Raw genomic sequence first — 23,265 nt, 5'->3', positions numbered from 1 at the left:
TTTCACCTCTAGCTACATTATACTAAATTTTCCTGATCAATCGTATCATCATTGGATGATTTTAGTATGGGTTGAAGAGTATTAAATTCAAATCCCAGCATCCTCTTTTCCAAACAATCAGCTTAAGTACGCTTTTTATGTTAATCAGTTAGTAATACTATAGAAGAGTGTGGATGGATGCATTATCCAACATTTCTCTGTGTATAATAGAAATTGATTAATCTGTGAAACGGGGTGAGGAATTTGGAGAACAAGTGGTATAACATGGATGTAGATGAAATAGAACAAGCTCTAGGTACACAGAAAGAAACAGGATTATCCACTGAGGAGTCCCAGAAGCGTTTAGAGAAGGATGGACGCAATGAACTTCCCGAGAAACAAGCAGAATCGAAAATCAAAAAATTCTTAAGCCATTTTAATGATGTCCTTATTTATGTACTACTTGGGGCAGCTGTTATTACCGCTCTGTTAGGTCATTACATAGATACTAGCGTCATCTTGCTAGTAACCATAATTAATGCATTTATTGGCTATTTCCAAGAGAATCAAGCGGAAAAAGCGTTAAATGGGATCAAAGCGCTACTTAGTTTAACGGCAAATATAAGAAGAAATAATGAACGTCTGGAAGTTGATGCAGCCGAGGTGGTTGTTGGAGACGTGGTGATTTTGAGTGCCGGCGACAAAGTACCAGCTGATCTCCGACTAGTGGATGCTCATAACTTACGGGTTGAAGAGTCAGCACTCACTGGAGAATCGACGGCTGTAGACAAAGAATTGAAGGTGCTTGAATCAGATACAGTCTTAAATGACCGAATCAACATGGCGTTTTCAGGTACATCTGTCGCTGCGGGCAGTGGCGTCGGGATTGTGACAGCGATTGGTGCAGAAACAGAACTTGGCAAGATTAACCAAGCGATTTCAGATGTAGAGGATTTGCAGACGCCATTATTACGCCAGATTGGTGCATTTGGAAAAACAATTGCACTGTTTGTGGTTGGTGTCGCGGTCGTGATGTTTTTATTCGGTTACTTTATCAGGGACTTCCCAGCAGGTGAACTGCTGCTTTCTGTTATCGCGTTAGCAGTGGCTGCTATCCCAGAGGGACTACCGGCTGTTCTTTCGATCATTCTTGCTGTAGGTGTACAGCGTATGGCGAAGCGTAACGCCATTATTCGGAGTTTACCGTCTGTAGAGACACTTGGTTCCGTTTCAGTGATTTGTTCAGATAAAACAGGAACACTAACCAAAAATGAAATGACGGTTACCAATGTTGAGACAACAGCAGCGAAATATGACGTTTCTGGCACAGGTTATGCTCCAGATGGCGACATTACGTTAAATGGTGAACAGCGTACGGAAGATGCAGATGAAGTGCTGAGGCGCTTCCTGGCTAGTGTACAGATATGTAATGACGCCAATTTACGTCAGAATGAGACAGGGCATTGGACAATTGACGGCGATCCAACAGATGGCTGCTTTTTAACACTTGCCCGCAAGTCTGATATGGAGATGCCTAGTTACAAAATCATATCTAAAATTCCTTTTGATTCGGAATATAAGTATATGGCGGTTCTCGCCGAAGTGGACCAGGAACGTTTTATCTTTGTGAAAGGGGCTCCTGACCGCGTTTTTGAAATGGTTCAGAAAAACACTCAAGCCGATTTCAACCTTTCTTATTGGGAAGACCAGATGTCCCTTCGTGCAAAAGAAGGGGAACGGGTCATAGGTGCCGCCTATAAAAAGGTTTCTGCAGATATGGATTCCATTGGTCATCATGATCTAGATGAAGGCATGAACTTCCTTGGTATCGCAGGAATTATTGATCCACCTAGAGAAGAAGCCATGCAAGCTGTTAAGACGTGTACCAAAGCAGGTATTCAAGTAAAAATGATTACCGGAGACCATGCAGATACGGCAAAAGCCATTGGCAAACAACTTGGTATTGGTGATGGAACACGCGCATTAACCGGTCGCGAATTAGATAAAATGACCGACGAAGAGCTAGAGGTAGCTGCAGAGTCTACCCACATCTTTGCAAGAACCAACCCAGAGAATAAGCTGCGCCTCGTAAAAGCATTGCAGAAGCTTGGTCACATTTGTGCGATGACAGGTGATGGCGTGAATGACGCAGCAGCCCTTAAGCGTGCAGACATTGGGGTAGCGATGGGTATTAAAGGAACCGAAGTGACCAAGGACGCTGCGAAGATGGTTTTGGCCGATGATAACTTCCAAACGATTGTTCATGCAGTGGAGGAAGGTAGAAGGGTCTATGATAATGTAAAGAAAACGATCCTCTTTATTCTGCCAACAAATGGTGCGGGAGGTATTCTCATAATCGCGAGTATCTTTTTAGGGATGACCATGCCGCTTACTCCCGTTCAAATCCTTTGGGTCAACATGGTTGTGGCCATTACCGTCTCCCTCGGACTTGCCTTTGAACATCTGGAAAAAGGCTCCATGGACCGGCCGCCTCGTGATCCTAAATCATCATTACTGTCAAAATATTATTTGTTTAGAATCTCATACGTTTCCATCATGATTGGTATCGGAACGTTGTGGATGAACACCTTTATGCAAAACCAAGGCTACAGCGGCAGTGACCTGCAAACAGTCATCTTACAAATGTTTGTGATGGCACAACTGTTTTATTTGTTTAACTGCCGAAGTGAACTCGGTTTTGCGTTCAACAAAGATTTCTTTAAAAATAAAGCGGTGTTTTTAGTTGCAGGTATTCTCATTGTGCTGCAGCTGGGCCTCACCTATATTCCGTTTATGAATACGGTGTTTCAAACGGCACCAATTGATCTCTCAGAATGGGGCATTCCCTTATTAATGGGTCTGATTGTGTTTGTGATTGTGGAGATTGAGAAGGTTATTACGAAAAGCATTAGGAAAAAACGAGTGACGAGCTAAGCCTAATCAAATGTTAGAGGGCTGTTTTATAAGCGAAAAGCCGAAGTAGACGATGATGTCTATTTCGGCTTTTTTGTTGGAGGAATTTGGGATTTAATGAAGAAATATAAGAAAGAACAAAGCATTTTGAGACTATTTTACCATGTGTAAATTGAAGGATACTCATAAGAGAAGGAGCTATGCCTCATTTTCTTATCCAATATAAGTAGGTGTTTTATGCGTTGGAGATATCTGTTTCGTTTTTACTTCAGACAAGTAATGAAAAGTAAGTTATATATAATAGCTAGTTTGATGGCTATTATCCTGATTATCAGTCGAATCTATTTATATCTAAACACATGGTTTGATCAAGAAGATTACGGACAACTACCGGCTGATATTGTAGTTGTTGTTCAAGCCGTTTCAATCCTTTACATACTCTTCTTTTATCGGTTATTTTCAAATGAGATCTTGTACGGTATACAGAATATCTTTGTAGATGGCTATAAGATCATGCTCGAAAAAATGAGCGCACTGCTACTTGTTCACGTTGTTCTTCAGCTAGGTATAACATTCCTTGTTTTTATGATGTACTCAGGTGTGTATGCATTGATTGGAATTGAGTTTTCTGTTTTTTATCTGTCTTTGTTGCGTTTTTTAATCGTTTATATGCTAGGACCAATCATTCTTCTCTTCTTTTATGGAATCTTGGTAGCGATAATTTTTGAAAAACGAAAGATTGCCATAATCGCGATTCTTATGATTTGGTTGTTTACAGGAGTGATAAACCAGGAGATTTTTCGAGACTTTTTTACGCAAGTATCGGCCAATGATTTGTTTCCCCTATTAAGCATTGGTCCAGAGAGCATGCATCTAATTTACCTTTCCTATATAGGGTTTAATCTTGACGTTGGAAATGAGCTTACATTATTGACTTGGTTCTTATTGCTTACAATCATAATCTTACTCTTAGCCGTTAAGTGGACTTCAGTTAACCGAGAGAAAAGAGCGACGTGGATCAGTGCGCTCATTTTATTTGTCTTGGCTATAGGTTCAGGTTATGGAGTGTTACACTTCAGCAAGAACTCATTCAATTTTGCTGCCACAGAAGAAACTTCATATTATCAAAGCCTAAGGGAAGCTCCTACCGACTTAGATTACGAGATTAAAAGCTATCAAATTAATATGAATCAAAATAAAGTCGATGCATCTATTACATTCAATAAGACACATACAAACACTCCTACCTTTCAGTTGTATCACGCCTATCCAGTAGTATCAGTTAGCATAGATAATCGTGAGGTTCTATTCGAAAGAGAGGGAGATATCATAAAGGTTTATAGTGAGACAAAAGAGTTTGAGAGTTTGTCAATATCTTACCAGTTGGTTGATACTTCATATATCCCTTATAGTGCAAACAAAACAACGCTCCTTGCTAACTATGCATGGTATCCAAAGAGATCTCATGAACACATGTACATTGATAAAGCTAATCCATATATGCCGAATTCATATCCTAAATTAAGCGATTCTCTTTTTACCCCTGAGGTCTATGAGTTTAAGGTGAAGACTGATCGTATCCTATTCACAAATCTAGAACTGAAAGGTGACCATTATGAAGGAGAAGCACAAGCAGTCACTCTTTTAAGAGGGCAAGGCCAAGCAACTCACCTATAATGACTATGAAATTACCTATCCATCAGATTGGGTCAAGATGGAGGAACGAGTGAGTGAAGTTTTAACTCACTGGGAATTAATCATCGATGAGCTGCAAGCAATGATGACGATCGATATTCAAGAGATCCCGAAAAAAGTTGTGTTTTCTAACTATGGATTGAATTCTCTTCTGACGAAAGACCACATGATCTATCAAACACATAGCACAACTTCAGTGGTTGATTTTAATACAAGCAAAGATTTCGAGAAAAATTTAATTGAATTAATGATTCCGAAAAGAGGGAATACAGAACTCTTTTTTGAGTGGACCAATATGACAAGCCAATTTATTAGAGGGGAATTAAACGTAGAAGTTGAGTGGCCAGGACTTAGTGTAGATGCAATGGGATTTGATGATGATCTAGAGACTGCATTTAATCAACTCTATGCTGATTTTGACGCCTTATCCATTGATGTCAAGAGATCCTTTTTAGATGCGTGGTACACGGATATGGATGAGTCATGGACTTGGATTGAGGTTACTAGCCTGATGGAGGAGATGAAAGCACAATGAATATAGCAGTTAAAGGTCTAACAAAGTTCATACGTAAACAATACATCCTAACTGATGTTCAGTTGTCGTTTACTGGTGTGTACGGGTTACTCGGACCGAATGGAGCGGGGAAAACGACGTTAATGAAAGTCTTAGCTGGTTTAGAAGATTTTCAGGATGGTAACGTGTATGCAGATGATGATCTTATTAGTAGAAGCTCTTATGTCAAACGAACCGACGTGATCGGGTATATGTCTCAAGATTTTATGGTCTATCCGGAGTTAACAATTTATGAAGTGTTAGAGCATATAGCCCATCTCCAAGGAGAAAAACCGATTAACATTCCTACCATCATTAATAAAGTAGTGGAGGACGTAAACTTAAGTGTATATACACACAAAAAAATGAAGGCGTTATCAGGAGGAATGAGGCGAAGGGTAGGTATAGCCCAGCTTCTATTGCGGAATCCTTCTGTCTTGTTATTCGACGAACCTACAGCAGGCTTAGACATTGAAGAGCGCATTCGCTTTCGCAATCTATTAAAAAAACTAGGTCAAACCCATACCGTAATTATTTCATCTCATCTCGTTGAAGATATTGAGTTCCTTTGTACCCATATTGGAATCATTCGGGAAGGGCATGTTCTTTTTGAAGGCACACCATCAGAACTAAAGAGTCTGGCAAAAGACATCATTTATGAGATTAGCGTGAAACCAGAGGAGTTGGATCAAGTTATTTACTCTGAGGACGTGATTCAGATGGATGATGAAGATACTCATATTAATGTGAGAGTATTTTCCGAGAATTCGGACAAAGGAAGTAGAGTAAAGCCACGATTAATGGACGGATACTTAGCCTTACTTAAAGAGGTACGTCATGAATAGAGTTCTTTATTACTTTAGATTCGATTTGAAGCTGCTCGGGTCATTGTATTTCATTCCTCTCGTGGGCTACCTTCTTACATTACTTTTGATAATATGGCGAGGTTTTTCAGATCCTTATTTAACATATGCCTTCCTGCAAGGCATAGCCATTCCCATGGCTAGCTTGCATTTAATTAGTCTTTACAGCAGCCTCTATGAGGACGGAGCAAAAGACACATTAGTTCCAATCCATCAGAAAAAAGTACTTGTAGATATAGGTCGGTACGTCTCTCTTCATGGATTTGTCCTACTGCTTTTTGTAGGTTTTATTAGTTGGAAGAATGAGGCGGAATTTTTTGATGGAACAATCATTGCGCACCTTATTATATTATTTGTCTTCTATCAACTTATTGGACTTGCATTATTAACCCTTATAGAGAGCCTTGAACTGACAATAGCCATCGTCGCTACATATACGCTAACCGAAGTGGTCACGCAAGGAACATTTATGCCATGGCCCCATCTTTTCGTTTTTCTGGGACCTGTTTATGGAATGGAGATGAATTTGAAATTTATATTCTTAGGACTTGGAGTGTTTTTATCTGTGCTTCAGTTGTGGAGGACGATTGCAAAAAGGTAAATTCCTAAAAAGCCTGTTCAGACAGGCTTTAAAAAATTTCAGTTACCACTGGTTGTACCTCACGTATTCGTTCTTCTGATACGTCATTCTCTTTCCCTTGAAATTCATAGAAAATTGACCATCTTCATAAAACGTAAGGGTACTCATGAATATCTGGCATTTCTAGATTCCCCTCTATTTCTTCACTGTGAAATTCTCCTTTCATCATTTTAATTCTTATCTTTTGCTACTTTTCATCTACTGGAGCCTTGCCGTTAAACGAGATTATAAAAACAAGTAAACAGACAATGAATGCAACGAACGCAACCCAAGCCAGACTCGTGGAAACGGGAATCACATTAAGAAACCCCAGTATCGCAATAACTGGAAAAACAACCATACCAGCTAACACTTTTTGAAATTGTAAGTGGCGTGATTTTCTGTTTAGAAATGACATTTTAACCCCCTATGCTCCTTTTACCCGTCGATACCCTTAGTGATTGAATTTGAAACAATATGGAAATTAGATAATCTTTCTATTTGTTTTCTTGTTTATTACAATTAATTATTCTTTCAAATGATTGAATATGGAACCAATCACCTAAAAATATCGTGCGTTTTCTCACCTACCTAAAGATAAAAGTTGAAAAAAAACGACCTGTTTGATAAAATTTGTGCAATAATAACTTTACAAACTGTATGAATTTTCATCAGGCATTACAAAATTAAGATAATGTAGTGAATGGTTTTAGTTCTTCGTTAAGGGGAGACACTTTTGAACTCGATATCAAATGAACAAATAGTAAGCAAAATAAAGCAGATAGAAAGTGAGATCGCAGATGAGATGGTCACGTTTGAATTCTCTTCAGCTGTAGGTCTTTTATTTGAGAGTATGTATAAGAATGATGAGCCGAAGTCGTCAAATGAATCTACAGGCACGGATGAGACGAACATGAGTCAGGTCATGCAGAGGATGAGCGAGCTTCATACTGGGGAAAACAAAACTGCAGAGTCAAACGCTCCTAAACAAAAGGATGTGCAATCATTCATTTCACTTTTCACAACTAGTTGGAAAGAAGTTGCCGAGAAAAATGTCATTCTTGAACGTGGACTTCGTGAGCGCATAAAGAAGTTGGAACAGTCAATTGAAGGGGAACCCTCTCTTGAAATACAGGATAGAATCCACTCGTTAAAACAACAGCTAGATGATTGTGTCGCTTACTATAATTGGGTCGAGAATTTAGTTGAATTCTTTGATAGTGGTGAAATCTTAAACATTGTTCCTTTTAAAGAACCTAATTTAAAAAATCACTCAGGAGGTACTCAAACATGAAAAACAAACGAATCATCACAGCTGCGGTCACAGGGGCCGGAGATACAACTGCAAAAAGCTCGCACGTACCGGTCACACCAAAGGAAATTGCTGAGGCGGCTATTGAATCCGCAAAGGCAGGAGCAGCGATTGCACATATTCACGTCCGTGATCCAAAGACGGGAGTAGTCAGTCATGACCTCGCTTTATTCCGTGAAGTGGTCGAACGCATTCGAGAACACGAAACAGACGTCATTATCAATATCACAGCAGGTGGTGGAGGAGATTTCGTACCTGATTCAGAGAACCCTTATCAGGCAGGAGAAGGTAGTGATATTCAGACCCCTGCAGAGAGGCATGAACCTGTAGGAACTTTACTTCCTGAGATCTGTACATTGGACTGTGGAAGCTTAAACTTCGGCGACCAAATTTATCTTGGCCCGGCAGGCTGGTTACGTGAGCATGCGAAACTAATTCAACAAAGCGGAGTGAAGCCTGAGTTGGAGATCTTTGATACGGGCCAAATTCGATTAGCAGAGCAGTTAATTAATGAAGGACTCATTGATGGGAACCCAATGTACCAATTCTGCTTAGGTATTCCTTGGGGTGCAGCAGCAGATGCGGAAACGATTGAGTATATGAGAAATCGAATCGTAGAAGGTGCTTCATGGTCTGCGTTTGGTATTGGACGGATGCAGCTACCAATTGTGATTGAAGCCGCAAAGCTTGGTGGGAATGTTCGAGTTGGTCTAGAGGATAACTTATATCTTGAAAAAGGTGTACTTGGAACCAATGCTCAGTTAGTAGATAAGGCTGTAGGTGCTCTTAAAGAGGTAGATCTTGAGCCAATGACTCCTCAAGAAGCACGTGAAGTACTAAAACTTAAAAAGTTTAATCAATAGAAAGAGGTTTCCTACTATGACACAAAAAACAATGGCGGTTATTGGAACCGGCGTGATTGGAAACGGGTGGATTGCGCGATTCCTAGCTAACGGACATAAAGTACGCGCATTTGATCCAAGCTTCCGGTGCAGAAGAAAAGACAATTGAGTATTTGACCGGGGTGTGGGATAGCTTAACAGACTACGGCATGGCAAATAACGCTTCAATGGATAACGTTACATTTGTCGAGACGCTGGAAGAAGCAGTGCAGGACGCGGATCTTGTTCAGGAAAACGTACCTGAACGAGAAGAGCTAAAGAAACAAGTGCTTTCTTTGGCAGACGAGCATGCGCCAGCTACGGCCATAATTGCCTCTAGTACATCGGGTTATATGCCGTCAGTCCTGCAAGAAAACTGTCACCATCACCCTGAGAGAATCATCGTAGCGCATCCGTTTAACCCAGTTTATCTAATCCCTCTAGTTGAACTAGCGGGAGGCAAAAAGACCGATCGCTCAGTATTAGAAAAAGCGCGTGAGATCTATGATGGTATGAAGATGAAACCACTTGTCATGTCTGGTGAAATTGATGGTCACATTGGTGATCGACTAATGGAAGCCATATGGAGAGAGGCCCTTCATATCGTCAATGACGGTGTAGCCACAACAGAAGAAGTGGATGCGGCGATAGTATACGGACCAGGACTTCGTTGGGCTCTCATGGGGCCTTTCTTAACGCTGCATTTGGCCGGTGGAGAAAAAGGCATGGCGCATATGCTTGAACAATTCGGACCTGCCTTGAAGCTTCCATGGACAAGGCTCGTTGCTCCTGAACTTACAGAAGAACTAAGAGGTAAGGTCATTGAAGGTACTGCCACACAAAGTGGGGACAGCAACATTCAAGAGCTAGAAGAGCGCAGAGATCGCTTTTTAATTAAATTAATGGAACTCCTCGATGAAGAAGGCTTCTGGCCATCTGAAAAGTTGGTGCGCAAATGAGTACTGTCTGGACAGGAAATGTGCAAACAGACTGGGTCGATTATAACGGCCACATGAATGACGCCGCCTATGCAAAAGTGTTTAGTCTCTCTTTAGATGCCCTCATGGATCACATTGGATTGGACGCGGCAGGTAGAGCCGAACTGGCATACACCATTTTCACACTCGAGGCTCATCTGAAATATGTGTCTGAAGTACATGAAAGTCAAACCCTACAGGTCGTTATCAAACTCCTGGACGCGGATTCCAAGCGTATGCACCTTTGGTTTGAGATGAAGGATGGCGAAGGGAATACCGTGGCCACAAGCGAACAAATGGTGATGGGTATGGATGAAAGTATAGGACGTCCAGCTTCCATTCCCAACAACGGTTCATGAGAAGATAGCAAAGCTTCCATTGCTTAAGAAAGACGAATGGCCAGAGGGTGCAAATCAGCCGATGGGAATTCGACGGAAGAAATGAAAGATATAGAAGCATCAACCATGGATGTGGTTGGTGCTTCTATTTTTTCGTTTCACCTCCACCAGTAACCTCTTGATAAACGCCTCGCTTTGATAAAATACGTGGAACCATAGCAATTGGTTTCTGGTACAGTTAAAATACAGGATGAAGTGGATACAAATGAATGTAAGAGGAGGGACTTCATTGATAGATGTATTAGGAAAACAGTTCCGATTAGACAAAATAATCTTCTCTATTCTTTTTCTAATGAGTACAGGCGTTATCTGTTTAAATCTTGTTTATGCTCTCGCTTTCGGGACGGACTTAGTGAATATGAACATGGGCATTGATGTCGCTCTAATTATTTATTCTGGTTTCAATTTATTTAAGAGACAGGATTAATTATAAAGACTCGGGTAAATAAAGCTTATACATCTCAATTGCATTCGTATGCCTTTCTAACACAGCTAACGTTTCAGGATGTGGTCTTGAATAAATCGTAGGGTAGTCTTTTTCTCCTAGGTTCTCCTGTATGGAAAAAGCTAAGGACTCTTTATTCATCGAAAACTGTGCATCAATTCCCTCTTTGTTCCCTCGGGCATCTAACCTTACCCATTTATTAAGTGATGTAAAATAAACCGCATTTAAAGCATGAATACAATAACCTTTCTCTGGAGTATCAAACAGCATTAATCTCTGATAACAGAAGCCCGTTGGTATTTGTTGCGAGCGTAATAAGGCTGCGAGAAGGTTCGATTTCGCATAACAGATGCCCTCTTTATAAAACAACACATCTGATGCTATACATGTCACACGGCTCCCCTGAATATCCCAGGAATGAGAGATCTCATCTCGAACAAACTCAAAAGCGGCTGTAGCCTTTTCTATCTCTGTTTGAGCTGGATGAAATAATTGGTTATTTTTTCCTTAATTAATGGATGGGAGTAATTTAACTCTGTAGTCTCAACTTGATAATCTTCTATTTCATCTGATGCACATAATAAATTCATACCTCTTACCTCCCCAATTCTAAGAATCTATATTATAGAGGAGTGTTGTTGGAAATCCTCAAGAAGCTCTGTTTTAGTTAAACCACCTATATCAAAATACATCCACGTGTCATAAACCACATGCTAATAAATGAATAATACCTCTTAAGTGGTCTTAAAACCAACTTAAATTTGTAAATTACTCAAAAATAAGAAATTTTCACCATACTACATTGCATTACACAGTACCGAAGTATATACTATAAACATAAATTAGTAATGGTGGTTATTTATGAATGTTCAGTTTAAAAAAGGCGTATTAGAATTAGTCGTTTTGTTAATCATTAATCAAAATGATGAGTATGGTTATTCATTAGTAAAGAAGATATCAAATCGAATGGATATTACGGAGGGGACCGTGTATCCGATTTTACGCAGACTGGTCAAAGAAGAATACGTAACAACGTATCAGCAAGCATCTGCAGATGGACCTTCTAGGAAATACTACCGTATCACTAGCATTGGTAAAAAGAAGCTTAGAGCGTTGACCTCAGAATGGAAAGAGTTTACTCATATTATCGACTTTTTTATCAGGGAGAGTGATCAAAATGAACAAACGTGACTTTCTAAACGAATTAAAAAAGAATTTGAAATACATGTCTGACGAAGAAAAGGAAGACATTCTTCAGGATTATTCCTTGCATTATGCGGAAGGCGCCAGTGATCAGAAGAGCGAGGACACCATATCTAGGAAACTAGGAGATCCTAAAGAGATTGCAAAAGAACTAAATGCGGAGAACGCAATACAAAAAGTAGAAGAGCAAAAAAACATTAAAAGTATCTCGAACGCTGTATTATCCATTATGGGCTTAGGTGTCATGAATTTTATGTTAGTGATTGCTAGCTTATTCTTTATACTTATTTTTTCTCCAGTTATTTTACTGTTTGTTGTAGGTGTTCCAATTATGCTCGTCTCACCGGTGATCTTAGTGGTAATGGGCTTTGTAAATGGGTTTCACACACTTGGATGGCCTGAAGTATATGAAGTCATTAGATTATTAGCCATTGGCTCCGTGTTAGCTGTCGTCGGCTACTATATCGCACGAGCATTTATGAAGTTATTCATTCACCTCCTTAAATGGAATATAGCTATGGTAAAAGGGAGAGGGTTAATGTGAAAAAAGGATTACTAGGAGTATTTGGTTTGGTCGTATTAGCTGGATGTAATCAAGCAGAAACAGAAGTGGTTGAGAGTACGGAGATTATAGATATAGAAGATATCGAAATCTTTGCAGAATCGGATCAGACCAATGAATCCATTACTGAAGAGGAAATAAAGGATAGTCTAAAGACTTATTTAGATAGCAGCGGTGATTTGCATAGAGCTAGATTTATATATGAAGTGGTTCTAGATTCAGAGGAAGAGCTAGATGAGAACGAGGCTGAAGCCTACAAAAAAATAAATCTGCTCCTTTTAGAAAACGATCTGAATTTCTCTGCATATATTTCTGCAAATACCCTACCAGATGGGTATCAGGATGAGTCAGAGCATATCAGTGACTATATCACAACGCTAAATCAATACCTTATTGAGTTTGACGACACAATTTATGAATTAATTGATGGAGAAATTACTATTGATAACCTAAAAGAGCTAGGCAGTACACCTGATATTGTGAATGGAAAAGAACAGGCGAAGATCGAGAAGTTTCTTGAGGAGAAAGAAATTGAATCGAGCGTGTTTGAATAAGAAATTTATAAAAGCTAATGGAGTAGAATCAATTCTAAATGACTATATTTTTAAACTGAGCTGTTAGTACAGAGTCTTTTAATGAACCATCTCGATTCAACCACTTCTTTGGATAATAATCTGAGAATGCTTTAGCTCCAGTTGAAATCCAACTTTTTCTATATGTAGTATGCAGTTCTTCTTTTGAAGTCAACATTGTCCCATTTTCGTCGTAATCATCATCATCTACACCGAATTGAAAACCACAACAACTACATATTTCGTAGCTGCAGTTACCTAGAATATCATATGGAGCTTCATCTAAGCCTTTATAGCCACACACTAAACATATGTGAGAATGAATCAAACTAAATAACCTACTGTCTTTTGTAAGCTTATTTCATGGAATGAAATGTGGTTGAGGAGTAAGAGATAACCGTATGAAATCCATATTATGATATCATGCTATTCCTCCGATGGTTTTGTCTAGGTTGATCATAACAAACATTTAAATGATATATAGTGGTTATTCCTTGAATCAATTTCTTGAATGTTCTTTCTAAGCCCATTATATCGTGACAAAAAACTCTTAGATCTCTAAATTTACCATCGCAAAAAGAATTGACAAATAAAATTGTAGCGTTTACAATTACCTCAAATAATAAATTAGGATTGTAACTGCATCGAGCAGGCAACACCTAGGTAGCCGTATGTATAAGTATTTTTTCTGAGATACTTCTATGGTTATTTGGGTGTTTTTTATTTAGGAGGGGGCATCGTGCGTATAAAAAAAGTCTTTAACAATAATGTTATTTTGGCTCACGATGAGAATTTTGTAGAGAAAGTGTTGCTTGGTAGAGGACTTGCATTTGGAAAGAAAGAAAGAGGAGATGAAGTAGACCAAGATAAAGTAGATAAGATCTTCACTCTAGAATCGAAAGAACTGGTGGATAGCTTTGTACATCTAGTCGGTGAGATTCCTATTAATCATCTGGAGTTAACCAATAGCATTGTGAAGGAAGCGGAGAAGGAACTGGAGATTACTTTTAATGATAGTATCTATATTGGCTTAACCGACCACATTAATTATGCGCTCCATCGTCATAGACAAGGAGAGCATATGAGAAATGCATTCCTATGGGAAATCAAAAAATTCTACCCCAAGGAATTTAAGGTCGCATTAAAAGCGCTTGGATACAATTTATTATTATGAGAAAGTCAGGTTAACAGAGGATGAGGCTAGCTTTATTGCACTTCATTTTGTGAACGGACAAAATCTCGATTCCACTTTAGATATGAAAGCAAATAGTGAAAATGCAGTGATTCTCGATATCCTAAATATTATTAAGTTTCATTTCAATATTGAAATTGAAGAAGACTCGATCAACTATAGTCGTTTTGTGACGCATGTTCGATACTTTTTACAGCGAATTCATGGACAAGTTCGTTATGATTCTGAAGACGACAACCAACTATTCGTTCAAGTAAAGACTAAATATGCAGAAACCTATCAATGTATTTTAAAAATAGATGCGTATTTTATGTCAAAGATGAATGTATCGATGACATCGGAAGAGCAATTATATTTTATTCTTCATATTAATCGTTTAACAATGCGAGAAAACCAAATAAGATCTGATCATGGATTGTAACTGTTAGGCAGGCAACACCTAGATGATCTGTATGAATGAGCATATTGTAATGCTTCTTCATGCATGATTATATAGGTGTTTTTTTTATACCAATTATCCTGGAGGGAAGAACATGAAGTATACAGAACTCGCAAAAGAGATTCTTGAACAAGTTGGTGGGGAGAATAACGTATCGAACTTAACCCACTGTGTGACACGCTTACGATTTAACTTGAAAAATGATAGTTTGGCTGACATTGAAAAAATTAAGCAGATGGATGGTGTTGTCGGATGCGTACAAAAGGGAGGACAAACTCAGGTCATCGTGGGTCCTCATGTCAAAGACGTGTTCGATGAAGTGAACAAGCTAGGCAATATGACCAGTGATGAGAAGCCAGAAAAAGACGATAAAAATGCCTTTGCTAAGCTCCTTGATGTGATTGCAGCAATTTTTATCCCGATTGTTGGTGCTTTAGCTGGTTCCGGGATGGTTAAAGCGATCCTTGCGTTAAGCACAAACTTTGGATGGATGTCTACAGAGTCTCAGACCTACTACATTCTGAATCTGATGGGCGACGCCGTCTTTTACTTTCTACCATTCTTAATCGCTACTACGGCAGCGAAGAAATTTAACACAAGTCCTTTGCTTGCACTAGTGTTTGCAGGTATTCTTCTTCACCCTGACTTAACAGCACTTAGAACAGAAGGAATTGAAGCTGCATTTCTAGGAATACCAATTAAATTAGCCGTATACTCATCATCTGTTATCCCAATAATTTTAATTGTATTGCTTCAATCATATGTTGAGAGATTTATGCAAAAGATTACACCAAACGTTGTAAAAATCTTTGTTGTACCAATGATTGTTATTCTTGTTGTCGGACCGATTGGATTAATTGTACTTGGGCCAATTGGTGCTGTTATTGGGGAGTATCTAGCTCAAGGCTTTACGTTTTTAGATGAAAGAGCAAGCTGGTTAGTACCCTTTTTAGTTGCAACCTTTGCACCATTCCTAGTTATGACAGGAATGCATTATAGCCTTGGTGCCGTTCAAGCAACACAACGTGCAGCTGTAGGATATGGTTCCATTCTTACACCTGCAACACTTTCATATAACATGGCTCAAGGTGGAGCGGTAATCGCATTTGCTGTTAGAACGAAGAATAAAAAGTTAAAAACACTTGCAACATCAACAGGCCTATCTTGTTTCATGGGAGTTACCGAACCTGCGTTATACGGAATTACCTTGCAACATAAAAGAACTCTAGCCGCTACCATGATTGGTGCCGGGGTCGCTTGGACTATACGCTGTATTACAGGGATCAAAACGTACTCAGCTGGTACATCTAATATCTTCTCACTGCCGATTTATATGGGTGGAGAAACAATGTGGAACTTCTATAACGCTATCATCACACTAATTATTGCTATTATTGTTGGATTTATCGCAAATCTTATCTTATTTAAAGAGGTCGCTGAGAAAACAAAGCAAGATGGAGATGAACAAAAGAAAACAGTAGAGAAACCAAGCGTTAGCATTAATGAAAAAATGAATCAGAGAACAGAAGTGTTTAGCCCACTAAACGGAAGTGTAATTCAACTATCAGATGTGAATGATGACGCCTTTGCAACTGAAGCCATGGGTAAAGGAATAGCGATCGCTCCGACTGAAGGAAAAGTAGTCGCTCCATTTGATGGAGAAGTCGCGATGGTTTTTAAAACAAAACATGCGATTGGTTTAGTCAGCAAGGACGGGTTAGAAATATTAATTCATGTTGGAATTGACACAGTTAAGCTAGATGGACAATTCTATACAGCCTTTGTTAAAGAAGGAGATCAAGTGAAAAAAGGAGAGACGCTTCTTACATTTGAGGCGGACAAGATCGCAGAAGCCGGCTACGAACTGACGACTCCTATTATCGTAACAAATACCGGTCAATACCTTGATGTGGTTGAAGGACAAACAGACGAAGCAACAAACGATACGGTCATTCTAACAGCTGTAAAATAATAGTATGAAGGGGTTTGAGAAGCATGAGTGTATTTCCAAAAGACTTCTTATGGGGCGGCGCAACAGCCGCCAACCAATGTGAAGGAGCTTATAACGTGGACGGGAAAGGATTATCCGTCCAGGATGTCCTACCAAAAGGCATATTTGGTCCAGTCACAGACGGACCAACAGAAGACAACCTGAAACTAGAAGGAATTGACTTCTATAACCGGTACGAAGAGGATATCAAGCTCATGGCTGAAATGGGTTTTAAGGTCTTCCGGATGTCGATTGCGTGGACACGCATCTACCCAACAGGAGAAGAAGATGCTCCAAATGAAGCAGGTCTTGCATTCTATGACCGTGTCTTTGATACGTGTCATAAGTACAATATCGAGCCGTTGGTTACCCTCTCACACTATGAGTCACCGTTACATCTAAGTAAAACGTACGATGGTTGGAGAAGCAGAAGGCTCATCAACTTGTTTGCGAAATACGCAGAAACGGTTTTCAGACGTTACAAGGACAAAGTGACATACTGGGTGACGTTCAACGAAATCAATGTTACCTCTCACGTGCCTTTACTTGGTGGAGGCGTGCTTACACCAAGGGATCAATTAAGTAAGCAAGACATGTACCAAGCCGCTCACCATCAGCTTGTTGCAAGCGGACTAGTTACAAAAATTGCACGGGACATCAACCCAGACTTCAAGGTCGGATGTATGGTTGCATCGGCACCACGCTATCCAATGACGTGTCATCCGGATGACGTAACGTACGCAATGGAAGAACAACAGGAACTCACACTCTTTGTACACGTACATGCCAAAGGAGAGTACCCTTACTATACAAAACGTCTATTCGATCGTGACAACATCAAACTTGAGATAACAGAAGATGATAATCAAAGCCTAAAGAACACAGTCGACTTTATCTCATTCAGCTACTACAATAGCAAAACCGTAGCGAAGGATCCATCCAAATACGAGCTAGCTCAAGGAAATCTCTATCGTGGATTGAAGAACCCATATCTAGAGTATTCAGAATGGAACTACCCAATTGATCCACAGGGATTGAGGTATATCCTGAACTTTTACTACGAGCGATATGAACTCCCAATGTTCGTCTCTGAAAATGGCATGGGTGCACTGGACCATCCAATCGAAGAAAACGGAACACTAACGATTAATGACGACTACCGTATTGATTTTCATAAAGGCCATTTAAGAGAAGTTGGCCGAGCTATTGAAGATGGAGTCGACGTATTCGGCTACACTTCTTGGGGATGCATTGATTTAATTAGTGCAGCTTCGGCTCAAATGGAAAAGCGCTATGGCTTTGTCTATGTGGACCGTGACAAGGACGGGAACGGAACGCTTGAGAGGTATCGGAAGAAGTCGTTTTATTGGTATAAGGATGTAATAGGGAGTAACGGGGAATCGCTATTTGAGTAAGGAAATTGGTCTATGTAATTAAACATGTCTAACTTTTTTTGGGGGGGCTTAAAAAGGGTAGAAAGTAAATGACTTGTTCCCTTCAAGGGATCTAATATTACCCATCTTAGCCTAAGTTCAATATAAACGAATATATCAGAACATCCGCGATTTCTTCTCGGGTGTTCTTTTTATTTTTCAAGGGCTGTTTCATTAATACACTCATATTAAAAGCTTCAGTCATTCTGTTTAAGCCTAGAAATCTAGTAATACCTAGTAAACTCCTGGCATCTACTTTCAGGGGTTCACCTCAATTAAAACAGGAATACGAGCAAGCAATTCTTTGTGAGTTCGATATTTAACTCGTTATGGACGCAAGTCAATTTACATGGTGTTTTAATACTTAAATGCGCTACCAGCTACATAATAATATAAGAATTAAAAAGTTTGAACGTAATGGTTAAATTTAGTGGTTTAAAACGATATAATAGAAGATATATCCTAACTAAATCATAAAAAGGAAATTAGTAGGATAGGAGGTTATGATGAAAATTTCAGCATCCTTAGGAATAGGCAGCTGGATCTTTGCGATTGCGTATTTCTTATATGAACCATTCGCCATTCGCGCGACCACTGCACCCTATCATTGGATTCAACAACCGATGAGTGATTTAGGTGTAACAGAGTGTGGTAAAGACACCTATATTTTAGCAGCATATGAACTCTGTTCACCTCACGCTTACGTAGTGAATGTTTTGTTTTTCCTAACAAGTATAGCCTTGCTCATTGGTTCAATTTATATCTATCAACAGGTAGATAAGAGCCAAGTTGTTCAATTAGCAAATGTCGGCCTTATTATTTTTGCGGTGGGTGTTGGTTTTAGTGTGATACCAGCAAATCTTAATTTCCTATGGCATACCATCCCTAGTGTTTTGTCCATGATGGTCATTGGACCAGCAATTGGATTATATGCAATGAAATTTAATAAAGGAAAAGGGCTCTCGTACGTAGCTTGTATTCTTCTGAGTGTTTTGTTTGTTAGTTTTTTTGTGATGATTGTAACCCCTTTTGAAATTGGAGGGTTATTACAACGACTATTTTATTTGGTGGCCTACGGATGGGGGTTAATTATAAGTTTGATGATAAGTAATGGTGCTGTAAAGAGACATGCGAGATCTGCTTTCATTAGGTCTTAACTCCAATTACTGGTTATCTACTGACAGATTTCTTCCGATTTTGACAGAGGTTCGATACCAGGAGCAATGAGCAATATATCTGATTCGCTTATCCTTAGACGGACTCCGTTTTTAAAGCCCTTCCTATTGGGAAATACATAAATAGTATATAAATGTAAAATATTTGCCGATATAATAGGTAGTAGAAATAAGTAGATTGAAGGGAGAAAAGCCTATGAGTGGTCAAATACCTGCTGTGATAGTAGGTTCTAAATGCGTAGAGTGGTATAGCTGTATGATTCAAAGTGATTTTGAAAAAGCAACTGTATTGAAGCACGAACTTAAAGGCATGATTCAAGAGATGGAGCCGGACGATAAAGTCATTGCTTATTATAATCTACTTCTATTTCGATATAACCTATTAATACAAACTCCACAATCAAATGAACTTATTCAAGAACAAGGCTTAGAGCATTCAGAAACAGAGCCATACTTAAAGTACATGTATTATTTTTTAAAGGGACAATATGAATTTTATGAAGAAAGATACACATCTGCAGTAAGGCTTTATGGCCAAGCTGAGAAGCTTTTAGATCAAGTTTCAGATCACTATGAACGTGCTGAATTTTATATGCGTTTAGGGAACGGATATTATCGAATCAATCAATTTACATTTGCGGTATCGTATCTGAATCAAGCTATTACGATATTTAAAACAGATAAAAGCTACCGTAATAAAGAACTTAATGGCTATTTATTGCTTGCTGCTATTGATTCTGAATTAGGGAACTTCGAACGAGCAGAAGCCAGATATATAAAAGCTCTAATTGAGGCACAAGATTATCCTAAAGTGCATTCATTAATTTTGAGGAGTTTAGGATTAAATCGAGTGAGACAAAACAAACAAGGTGAAGCACAATCCTATTTTGAACAGGCTTTAAAAACTGGAAACCATGAACATACCGTGGTTGGAAATAAAACAAAAGCGGATTTAGCATTTGTTCATCTAAGACTTGATGATATAGGGTCTGCTATGCCTTTATTAGTAGAAGTTGATCGTTGGTTAGAACGGCATGATAATGTTGAATATAAAGCAAAACGTCTTATTTATCATCACTTATATATAGAACGAACCCATGGACAAATTAATGAAGAAAAGATTAATGAGGGAATAAATCAGTTAATAAGTCATGAATTATATTTTGACGCTAGTGAAATGGCTGAGGAACTTAGCCGATATTATGAAGAGAAAGAACAATTAGGACAAGCTTTGACTTATGCTAAATTAGCCTTACAAATGAATACAAAACAAAATCAGTTAGGGAGTGTTGACATTGAAAAATCTAAATAAACTACTAGTTGCAACTATGGTATTGCTGTTCTTCTTTGCTTCAACTCCGGTGTCGGACGAGCCTATTTTTACCCCAACTGGCAAGACGGATATAGAAACTTAATAAAGAAGCACTTGCCTGCAGGCAAGTGCTTCTTTTATTTCGATTCATTAACGTATTAGGGATTTACGATTGCTTTTAAAACAGTTTCTATCTTCTCAAATAATACTATGTTCTCTATGGTTTTTACTTACTATTCATAAATCAATTCTTGGTTTAGTTTAGTAAAACCGCTTTCGTCTATGCTAAATTGAAAACTTACATTCGGTAACCCACTTAAATAGAAAGTACCGCAGTTCTTCTTTTGGTTAACCTTCAACTCTGTTATAAATACGTTCATGAAGTTCATCCACCTAACTAATTAATAGAGTATTCTAAAATTATAGCTAGATTAAGTAAAGGTTCATAAGAGCTACAGTTAGAGAAAGCCCCGTCTATATAAGTTATTAACAAAGAAAGTTGGTTCGTTTTGATTCTATCGGGATGTTCTGAATGGATAATCTGCTCATTTTTATTGTTGGTTATGTCTTTGCTTTTAATGAATAGATCACACTGACAAAATCACCTTTCATTACAGGTATATCCAATCCAATTTGTTCGAGGCGATCTCCATAATCAGATCGATTTTGTTCTTTAATAAAATACTGCCAGTTACGGTTCAAGCCATTTAACTTAATTCGTTTTCTAATAGGTACAGGCTCTGCCAATACTCTAAAGAAAAAGACAATGGCTTCCTTCTGATCTTTCGACACAAACATCCAACTCGTTTCGTTTTCATTAAATGGGCTTTTTAAGCGGTAAAAATCTCCATATTGAATAAGCGGTCGGATTTCTTTATAAGCAGCAACTTGTTCTTTGACACTTTGTTTCTCTTCATTCGTAAGTTTTGTCAAATCAAGTTCATAACCAAATGTACCAGACATTGCAACATCCCCTCGTATATCAAGAGGTGTCAAACGGTGAACCTGATGATTTGGAACCGTAGAAACATGAGCACCAATGCTACTAATTGGATAGACTAAGCTTATTCCGTATTGAATCTTTAATCGTTCAATAGCGTCTGTATTATCACTTGTCCATGTTTGCGGCATGTAATGGAGCATACCTGGATCGAATCTACCTCCGCCACTTGAGCAGCTTTCAAATAGAATATCAGGAAACTCAGATGTAATTCGCTCTAATAAACTATATAGGCCCAGTACATAGCGGTGTGCTGTTTCTGCTTGATTTTCACTTGATAAGTTGGCTGAGCCTATCTCTGTAAGACTACGATTCATATCCCATTTCACATAACGGATGGGTGCCGATTGAAACAAGTCTTTTAGAGTAGAATACAAATACTCCCGAACATCCTCTCTTGTTAAGTCCAGGACGAGTTGACTTCTATGTTCTGATCTTCTTCGCCCTTCTACATGGATACACCAATCTGGGTTTTCTCTATAAAGGTTACTTTCAGGTGATATCATCTCTGGTTCAACCCATAGCCCAAATTCCATACCCTTTTTGTTAATACTCTCACCCAAATGCTTTAAACCATTTGGAAGCTTTCTATGATCAACAGACCAATCACCTAAAGATGTGGTATCGTCGTCTCTTTTCCCAAACCAGCCATCATCTAACACAAATAATTCAATTCCAACTTCCTTTCCTTCTTCAGCGATCGCATGTAGCTTATCTTCATCAAAGTTAAAGTAGGTTGCTTCCCAGTTATTCACTAAAATTGGTCGCTCTTTATCACGGAAATTCCCTCTACATAAACGTTCTCGGTATAATGAGTGATATGTTCGCGACATTTGACCGATTCCGCTTTGCGAGAATACCATCACGGACTCAGGCGTCTGAAACTCAGAGCCTACCTCTAGAACCCAGTTAAAATCAAATGGATTAATTCCTAGAGACAGCCTTACCGATTGAAACGAATTGACCTCTGCTTCAATTTTAAAACCACCACTATAAACCAAGCTAAAGCCGTATGCCTCACCCCGATTTTCATTGGTCTCGGGCTTAACCAATGCCATAAAAGGATTAAGTTGATGACTACTCATCCCTCTACGACTTTCAATAATGGTGCTACCAGAACTTAATGCACGCCGTTCAATATTTCCTTCCCGTGCCCAAGCACCTGATAAATAAAGCGATTCAAATGAATCTCCCTCAGGAAAGTCAATACTTGCACTTAATGCACTCCAAAGGCGTAATGATTCCGTACCATTGTTCTTAAATCTAGTATTTCTGCATATAACAGATCGATCATGAAAAATGGTATACGATAAATAAATGGTAAGACTAGCGTATGAATCATAGAGTTCAATCTCTAACGTTTCCGCTTCACTTTCTTTCTCAGTATATACAGATGGAAGACCTACTAATGGAGATTTTCCCTTGAAAATACGATGACCTTTATAAAGAGCTTCAGTAACCCTTGTTCCATCTTCAAGCTGAACTAAATATGCAGGATGTCTAAAATCTCCCGTACCATACTGAGGGTATTCTTGTGGTAATCGATCTAACCCGTATTTTTCATCATCTTGTACAATATCTATTAGATTCTGATTATCATGTAACCGTGCCCCCCAATATAGATGAACAGGGTAACCTTCGTTAATGGACAATACGTAACTCATCTCTTTTGATTGGAGATGAAACAATCCTTCTTCTTTATGTGAATAAATAACCATAAATAACCTCCGATACTTTTTTAATAGTAAGTAA

The 23,265-nt window shown here is 38.8% G+C and carries 21 protein-coding genes and 2 pseudogenes; 19 read left to right on the top strand and 4 right to left on the bottom strand.

The window, feature by feature from the left end:
- Positions 1-234 precede the first annotated feature (234 nt).
- The 5 genes from NDM98_RS13405 to NDM98_RS13385 all read left to right on the top strand — a co-directional run bounded on the left by NDM98_RS13405 (position 235) and on the right by NDM98_RS13385 (position 6,604).
- Positions 235-2,913: a cation-transporting P-type ATPase gene (locus NDM98_RS13405; protein ID WP_308807722.1), complete on the top strand. Its 2,679-nt coding sequence runs from the start codon at positions 235-237 to the stop codon at positions 2,911-2,913.
- A 216-nt stretch (positions 2,914-3,129) separates the two neighbouring features.
- Positions 3,130-4,569 (top strand): ABC transporter permease, encoded by a 1,440-nt coding sequence (locus NDM98_RS13400; RefSeq protein ID WP_251608455.1) that lies wholly within the window; start codon positions 3,130-3,132, stop codon positions 4,567-4,569.
- Positions 4,570-4,618: 49 nt separating this feature from the next.
- A complete protein-coding gene (locus NDM98_RS13395) occupies positions 4,619-5,122 on the top strand; it encodes a hypothetical protein (RefSeq protein WP_251608452.1) in 504 nt (167 codons plus the stop codon).
- Positions 5,119-5,985 (top strand): ATP-binding cassette domain-containing protein, encoded by an 867-nt coding sequence (locus NDM98_RS13390; protein WP_251608449.1) that lies wholly within the window; start codon positions 5,119-5,121, stop codon positions 5,983-5,985. Before NDM98_RS13395 ends, NDM98_RS13390 begins: the two co-directional genes overlap by 4 nt.
- Entirely contained in the window at positions 5,978-6,604 is a 627-nt protein-coding gene (locus NDM98_RS13385; protein WP_251608447.1) for a hypothetical protein, read from the top strand. The genes NDM98_RS13390 and NDM98_RS13385 overlap by 8 nt, the downstream gene beginning before the upstream one ends.
- Positions 6,605-6,830: 226 nt before the next feature.
- On the opposite strand, the gene NDM98_RS13380 is transcribed toward NDM98_RS13385, so the two are convergent.
- Positions 6,831-7,040, bottom strand: coding sequence for a hypothetical protein (locus NDM98_RS13380; protein WP_251608445.1), 210 nt, complete (start codon positions 7,038-7,040; stop codon positions 6,831-6,833).
- Between the two features lie 318 nt (positions 7,041-7,358).
- On the opposite strand from NDM98_RS13380, the gene NDM98_RS13375 reads away from it, so the two are divergent.
- From NDM98_RS13375 to NDM98_RS13355, 5 genes and pseudogenes are all read left to right on the top strand, one after another.
- Complete coding sequence (locus tag NDM98_RS13375; RefSeq protein WP_251608443.1) at positions 7,359-7,916, top strand: hypothetical protein; 558 nt, start codon at positions 7,359-7,361, stop codon at positions 7,914-7,916.
- On the top strand, positions 7,913-8,797 hold the full coding sequence (locus NDM98_RS13370) for a beta-keto acid cleavage family enzyme (protein WP_251608441.1): 885 nt from the start codon (positions 7,913-7,915) through the stop codon (positions 8,795-8,797). The genes NDM98_RS13375 and NDM98_RS13370 overlap by 4 nt, the downstream gene beginning before the upstream one ends.
- A 16-nt stretch (positions 8,798-8,813) precedes the next feature.
- A pseudogene (locus NDM98_RS13365) lies at positions 8,814-9,774 on the top strand (3-hydroxyacyl-CoA dehydrogenase NAD-binding domain-containing protein).
- Positions 9,771-10,151 (top strand): thioesterase family protein, encoded by a 381-nt coding sequence (locus NDM98_RS13360; protein ID WP_307728812.1) that lies wholly within the window; start codon positions 9,771-9,773, stop codon positions 10,149-10,151. Before NDM98_RS13365 ends, NDM98_RS13360 begins: the two are co-directional and overlap by 4 nt.
- Before the next feature lie 268 nt (positions 10,152-10,419).
- Positions 10,420-10,617, top strand: a complete 198-nt coding sequence (locus NDM98_RS13355) for a hypothetical protein (protein ID WP_251608439.1) — start codon at positions 10,420-10,422, stop codon at positions 10,615-10,617.
- Here NDM98_RS13355 and NDM98_RS13350 read toward each other — a convergent pair.
- Positions 10,618-11,225 (bottom strand): annotated as a pseudogene (locus tag NDM98_RS13350) (transglutaminase-like domain-containing protein).
- A gap of 271 nt (positions 11,226-11,496) precedes the next feature.
- Here NDM98_RS13350 and NDM98_RS13345 point away from each other — a divergent pair.
- The 3 genes from NDM98_RS13345 to NDM98_RS13335 are packed head-to-tail and all read left to right on the top strand — an operon-like array spanning position 11,497 to position 12,954.
- The gene (locus tag NDM98_RS13345) at positions 11,497-11,826 is read left to right on the top strand and encodes a PadR family transcriptional regulator (RefSeq protein ID WP_251608437.1); all 330 of its coding nucleotides are present in this window, start codon (positions 11,497-11,499) and stop codon (positions 11,824-11,826) included.
- Positions 11,813-12,382: an HAAS signaling domain-containing protein gene (locus NDM98_RS13340; protein WP_251608434.1), complete on the top strand. Its 570-nt coding sequence runs from the start codon at positions 11,813-11,815 to the stop codon at positions 12,380-12,382. The genes NDM98_RS13345 and NDM98_RS13340 overlap by 14 nt, the downstream gene beginning before the upstream one ends.
- Complete coding sequence (locus NDM98_RS13335; protein WP_251608431.1) at positions 12,379-12,954, top strand: NDxxF motif lipoprotein; 576 nt, start codon at positions 12,379-12,381, stop codon at positions 12,952-12,954. Before NDM98_RS13340 ends, NDM98_RS13335 begins: the two co-directional genes overlap by 4 nt.
- Positions 12,955-12,988: 34 nt before the next feature.
- On the opposite strand, the gene NDM98_RS13330 is transcribed toward NDM98_RS13335, so the two are convergent.
- Positions 12,989-13,300: a hypothetical protein gene (locus NDM98_RS13330; protein ID WP_251608428.1), complete on the bottom strand. Its 312-nt coding sequence runs from the start codon at positions 13,298-13,300 to the stop codon at positions 12,989-12,991.
- A gap of 411 nt (positions 13,301-13,711) precedes the next feature.
- On the opposite strand from NDM98_RS13330, the gene NDM98_RS13325 reads away from it, so the two are divergent.
- From NDM98_RS13325 to NDM98_RS13300, 6 genes are all read left to right on the top strand, one after another.
- Entirely contained in the window at positions 13,712-14,146 is a 435-nt protein-coding gene (locus NDM98_RS13325; protein WP_251608425.1) for a CAT RNA binding domain-containing protein, read from the top strand.
- A complete protein-coding gene (locus tag NDM98_RS13320; RefSeq protein ID WP_251608422.1) occupies positions 14,124-14,585 on the top strand; it encodes a PRD domain-containing protein in 462 nt (153 codons plus the stop codon). Before NDM98_RS13325 ends, NDM98_RS13320 begins: the two co-directional genes overlap by 23 nt.
- 112 nt (positions 14,586-14,697) lie before the next feature.
- Positions 14,698-16,575, top strand: a complete 1,878-nt coding sequence (locus tag NDM98_RS13315) for a beta-glucoside-specific PTS transporter subunit IIABC (protein ID WP_251608419.1) — start codon at positions 14,698-14,700, stop codon at positions 16,573-16,575.
- A gap of 23 nt (positions 16,576-16,598) precedes the next feature.
- Complete coding sequence (locus NDM98_RS13310; protein WP_251608416.1) at positions 16,599-18,008, top strand: glycoside hydrolase family 1 protein; 1,410 nt, start codon at positions 16,599-16,601, stop codon at positions 18,006-18,008.
- A 521-nt stretch (positions 18,009-18,529) separates the two neighbouring features.
- Positions 18,530-19,183, top strand: a complete 654-nt coding sequence (locus NDM98_RS13305; RefSeq protein WP_251608413.1) for a DUF998 domain-containing protein — start codon at positions 18,530-18,532, stop codon at positions 19,181-19,183.
- Between the two features lie 214 nt (positions 19,184-19,397).
- Positions 19,398-20,513, top strand: coding sequence for a Rap family tetratricopeptide repeat protein (locus NDM98_RS13300; protein ID WP_251608410.1), 1,116 nt, complete (start codon positions 19,398-19,400; stop codon positions 20,511-20,513).
- A gap of 561 nt (positions 20,514-21,074) precedes the next feature.
- Here NDM98_RS13300 and NDM98_RS13295 read toward each other — a convergent pair.
- Complete coding sequence (locus NDM98_RS13295; RefSeq protein WP_251608407.1) at positions 21,075-23,231, bottom strand: alpha-galactosidase; 2,157 nt, start codon at positions 23,229-23,231, stop codon at positions 21,075-21,077.
- Between the last annotated feature and the right edge of the window lie 34 nt (positions 23,232-23,265).

The sequence above is a fragment of the Alkalicoccobacillus plakortidis genome, from assembly GCF_023703085.1.
Taxonomy (GTDB): domain Bacteria; phylum Bacillota; class Bacilli; order Bacillales; family Bacillaceae_D; genus Alkalicoccobacillus; species Alkalicoccobacillus plakortidis.
The sequence above is the reverse complement of the archived record's forward strand: the minus strand, read 5'-3'. Positions and strand labels throughout refer to the sequence as shown.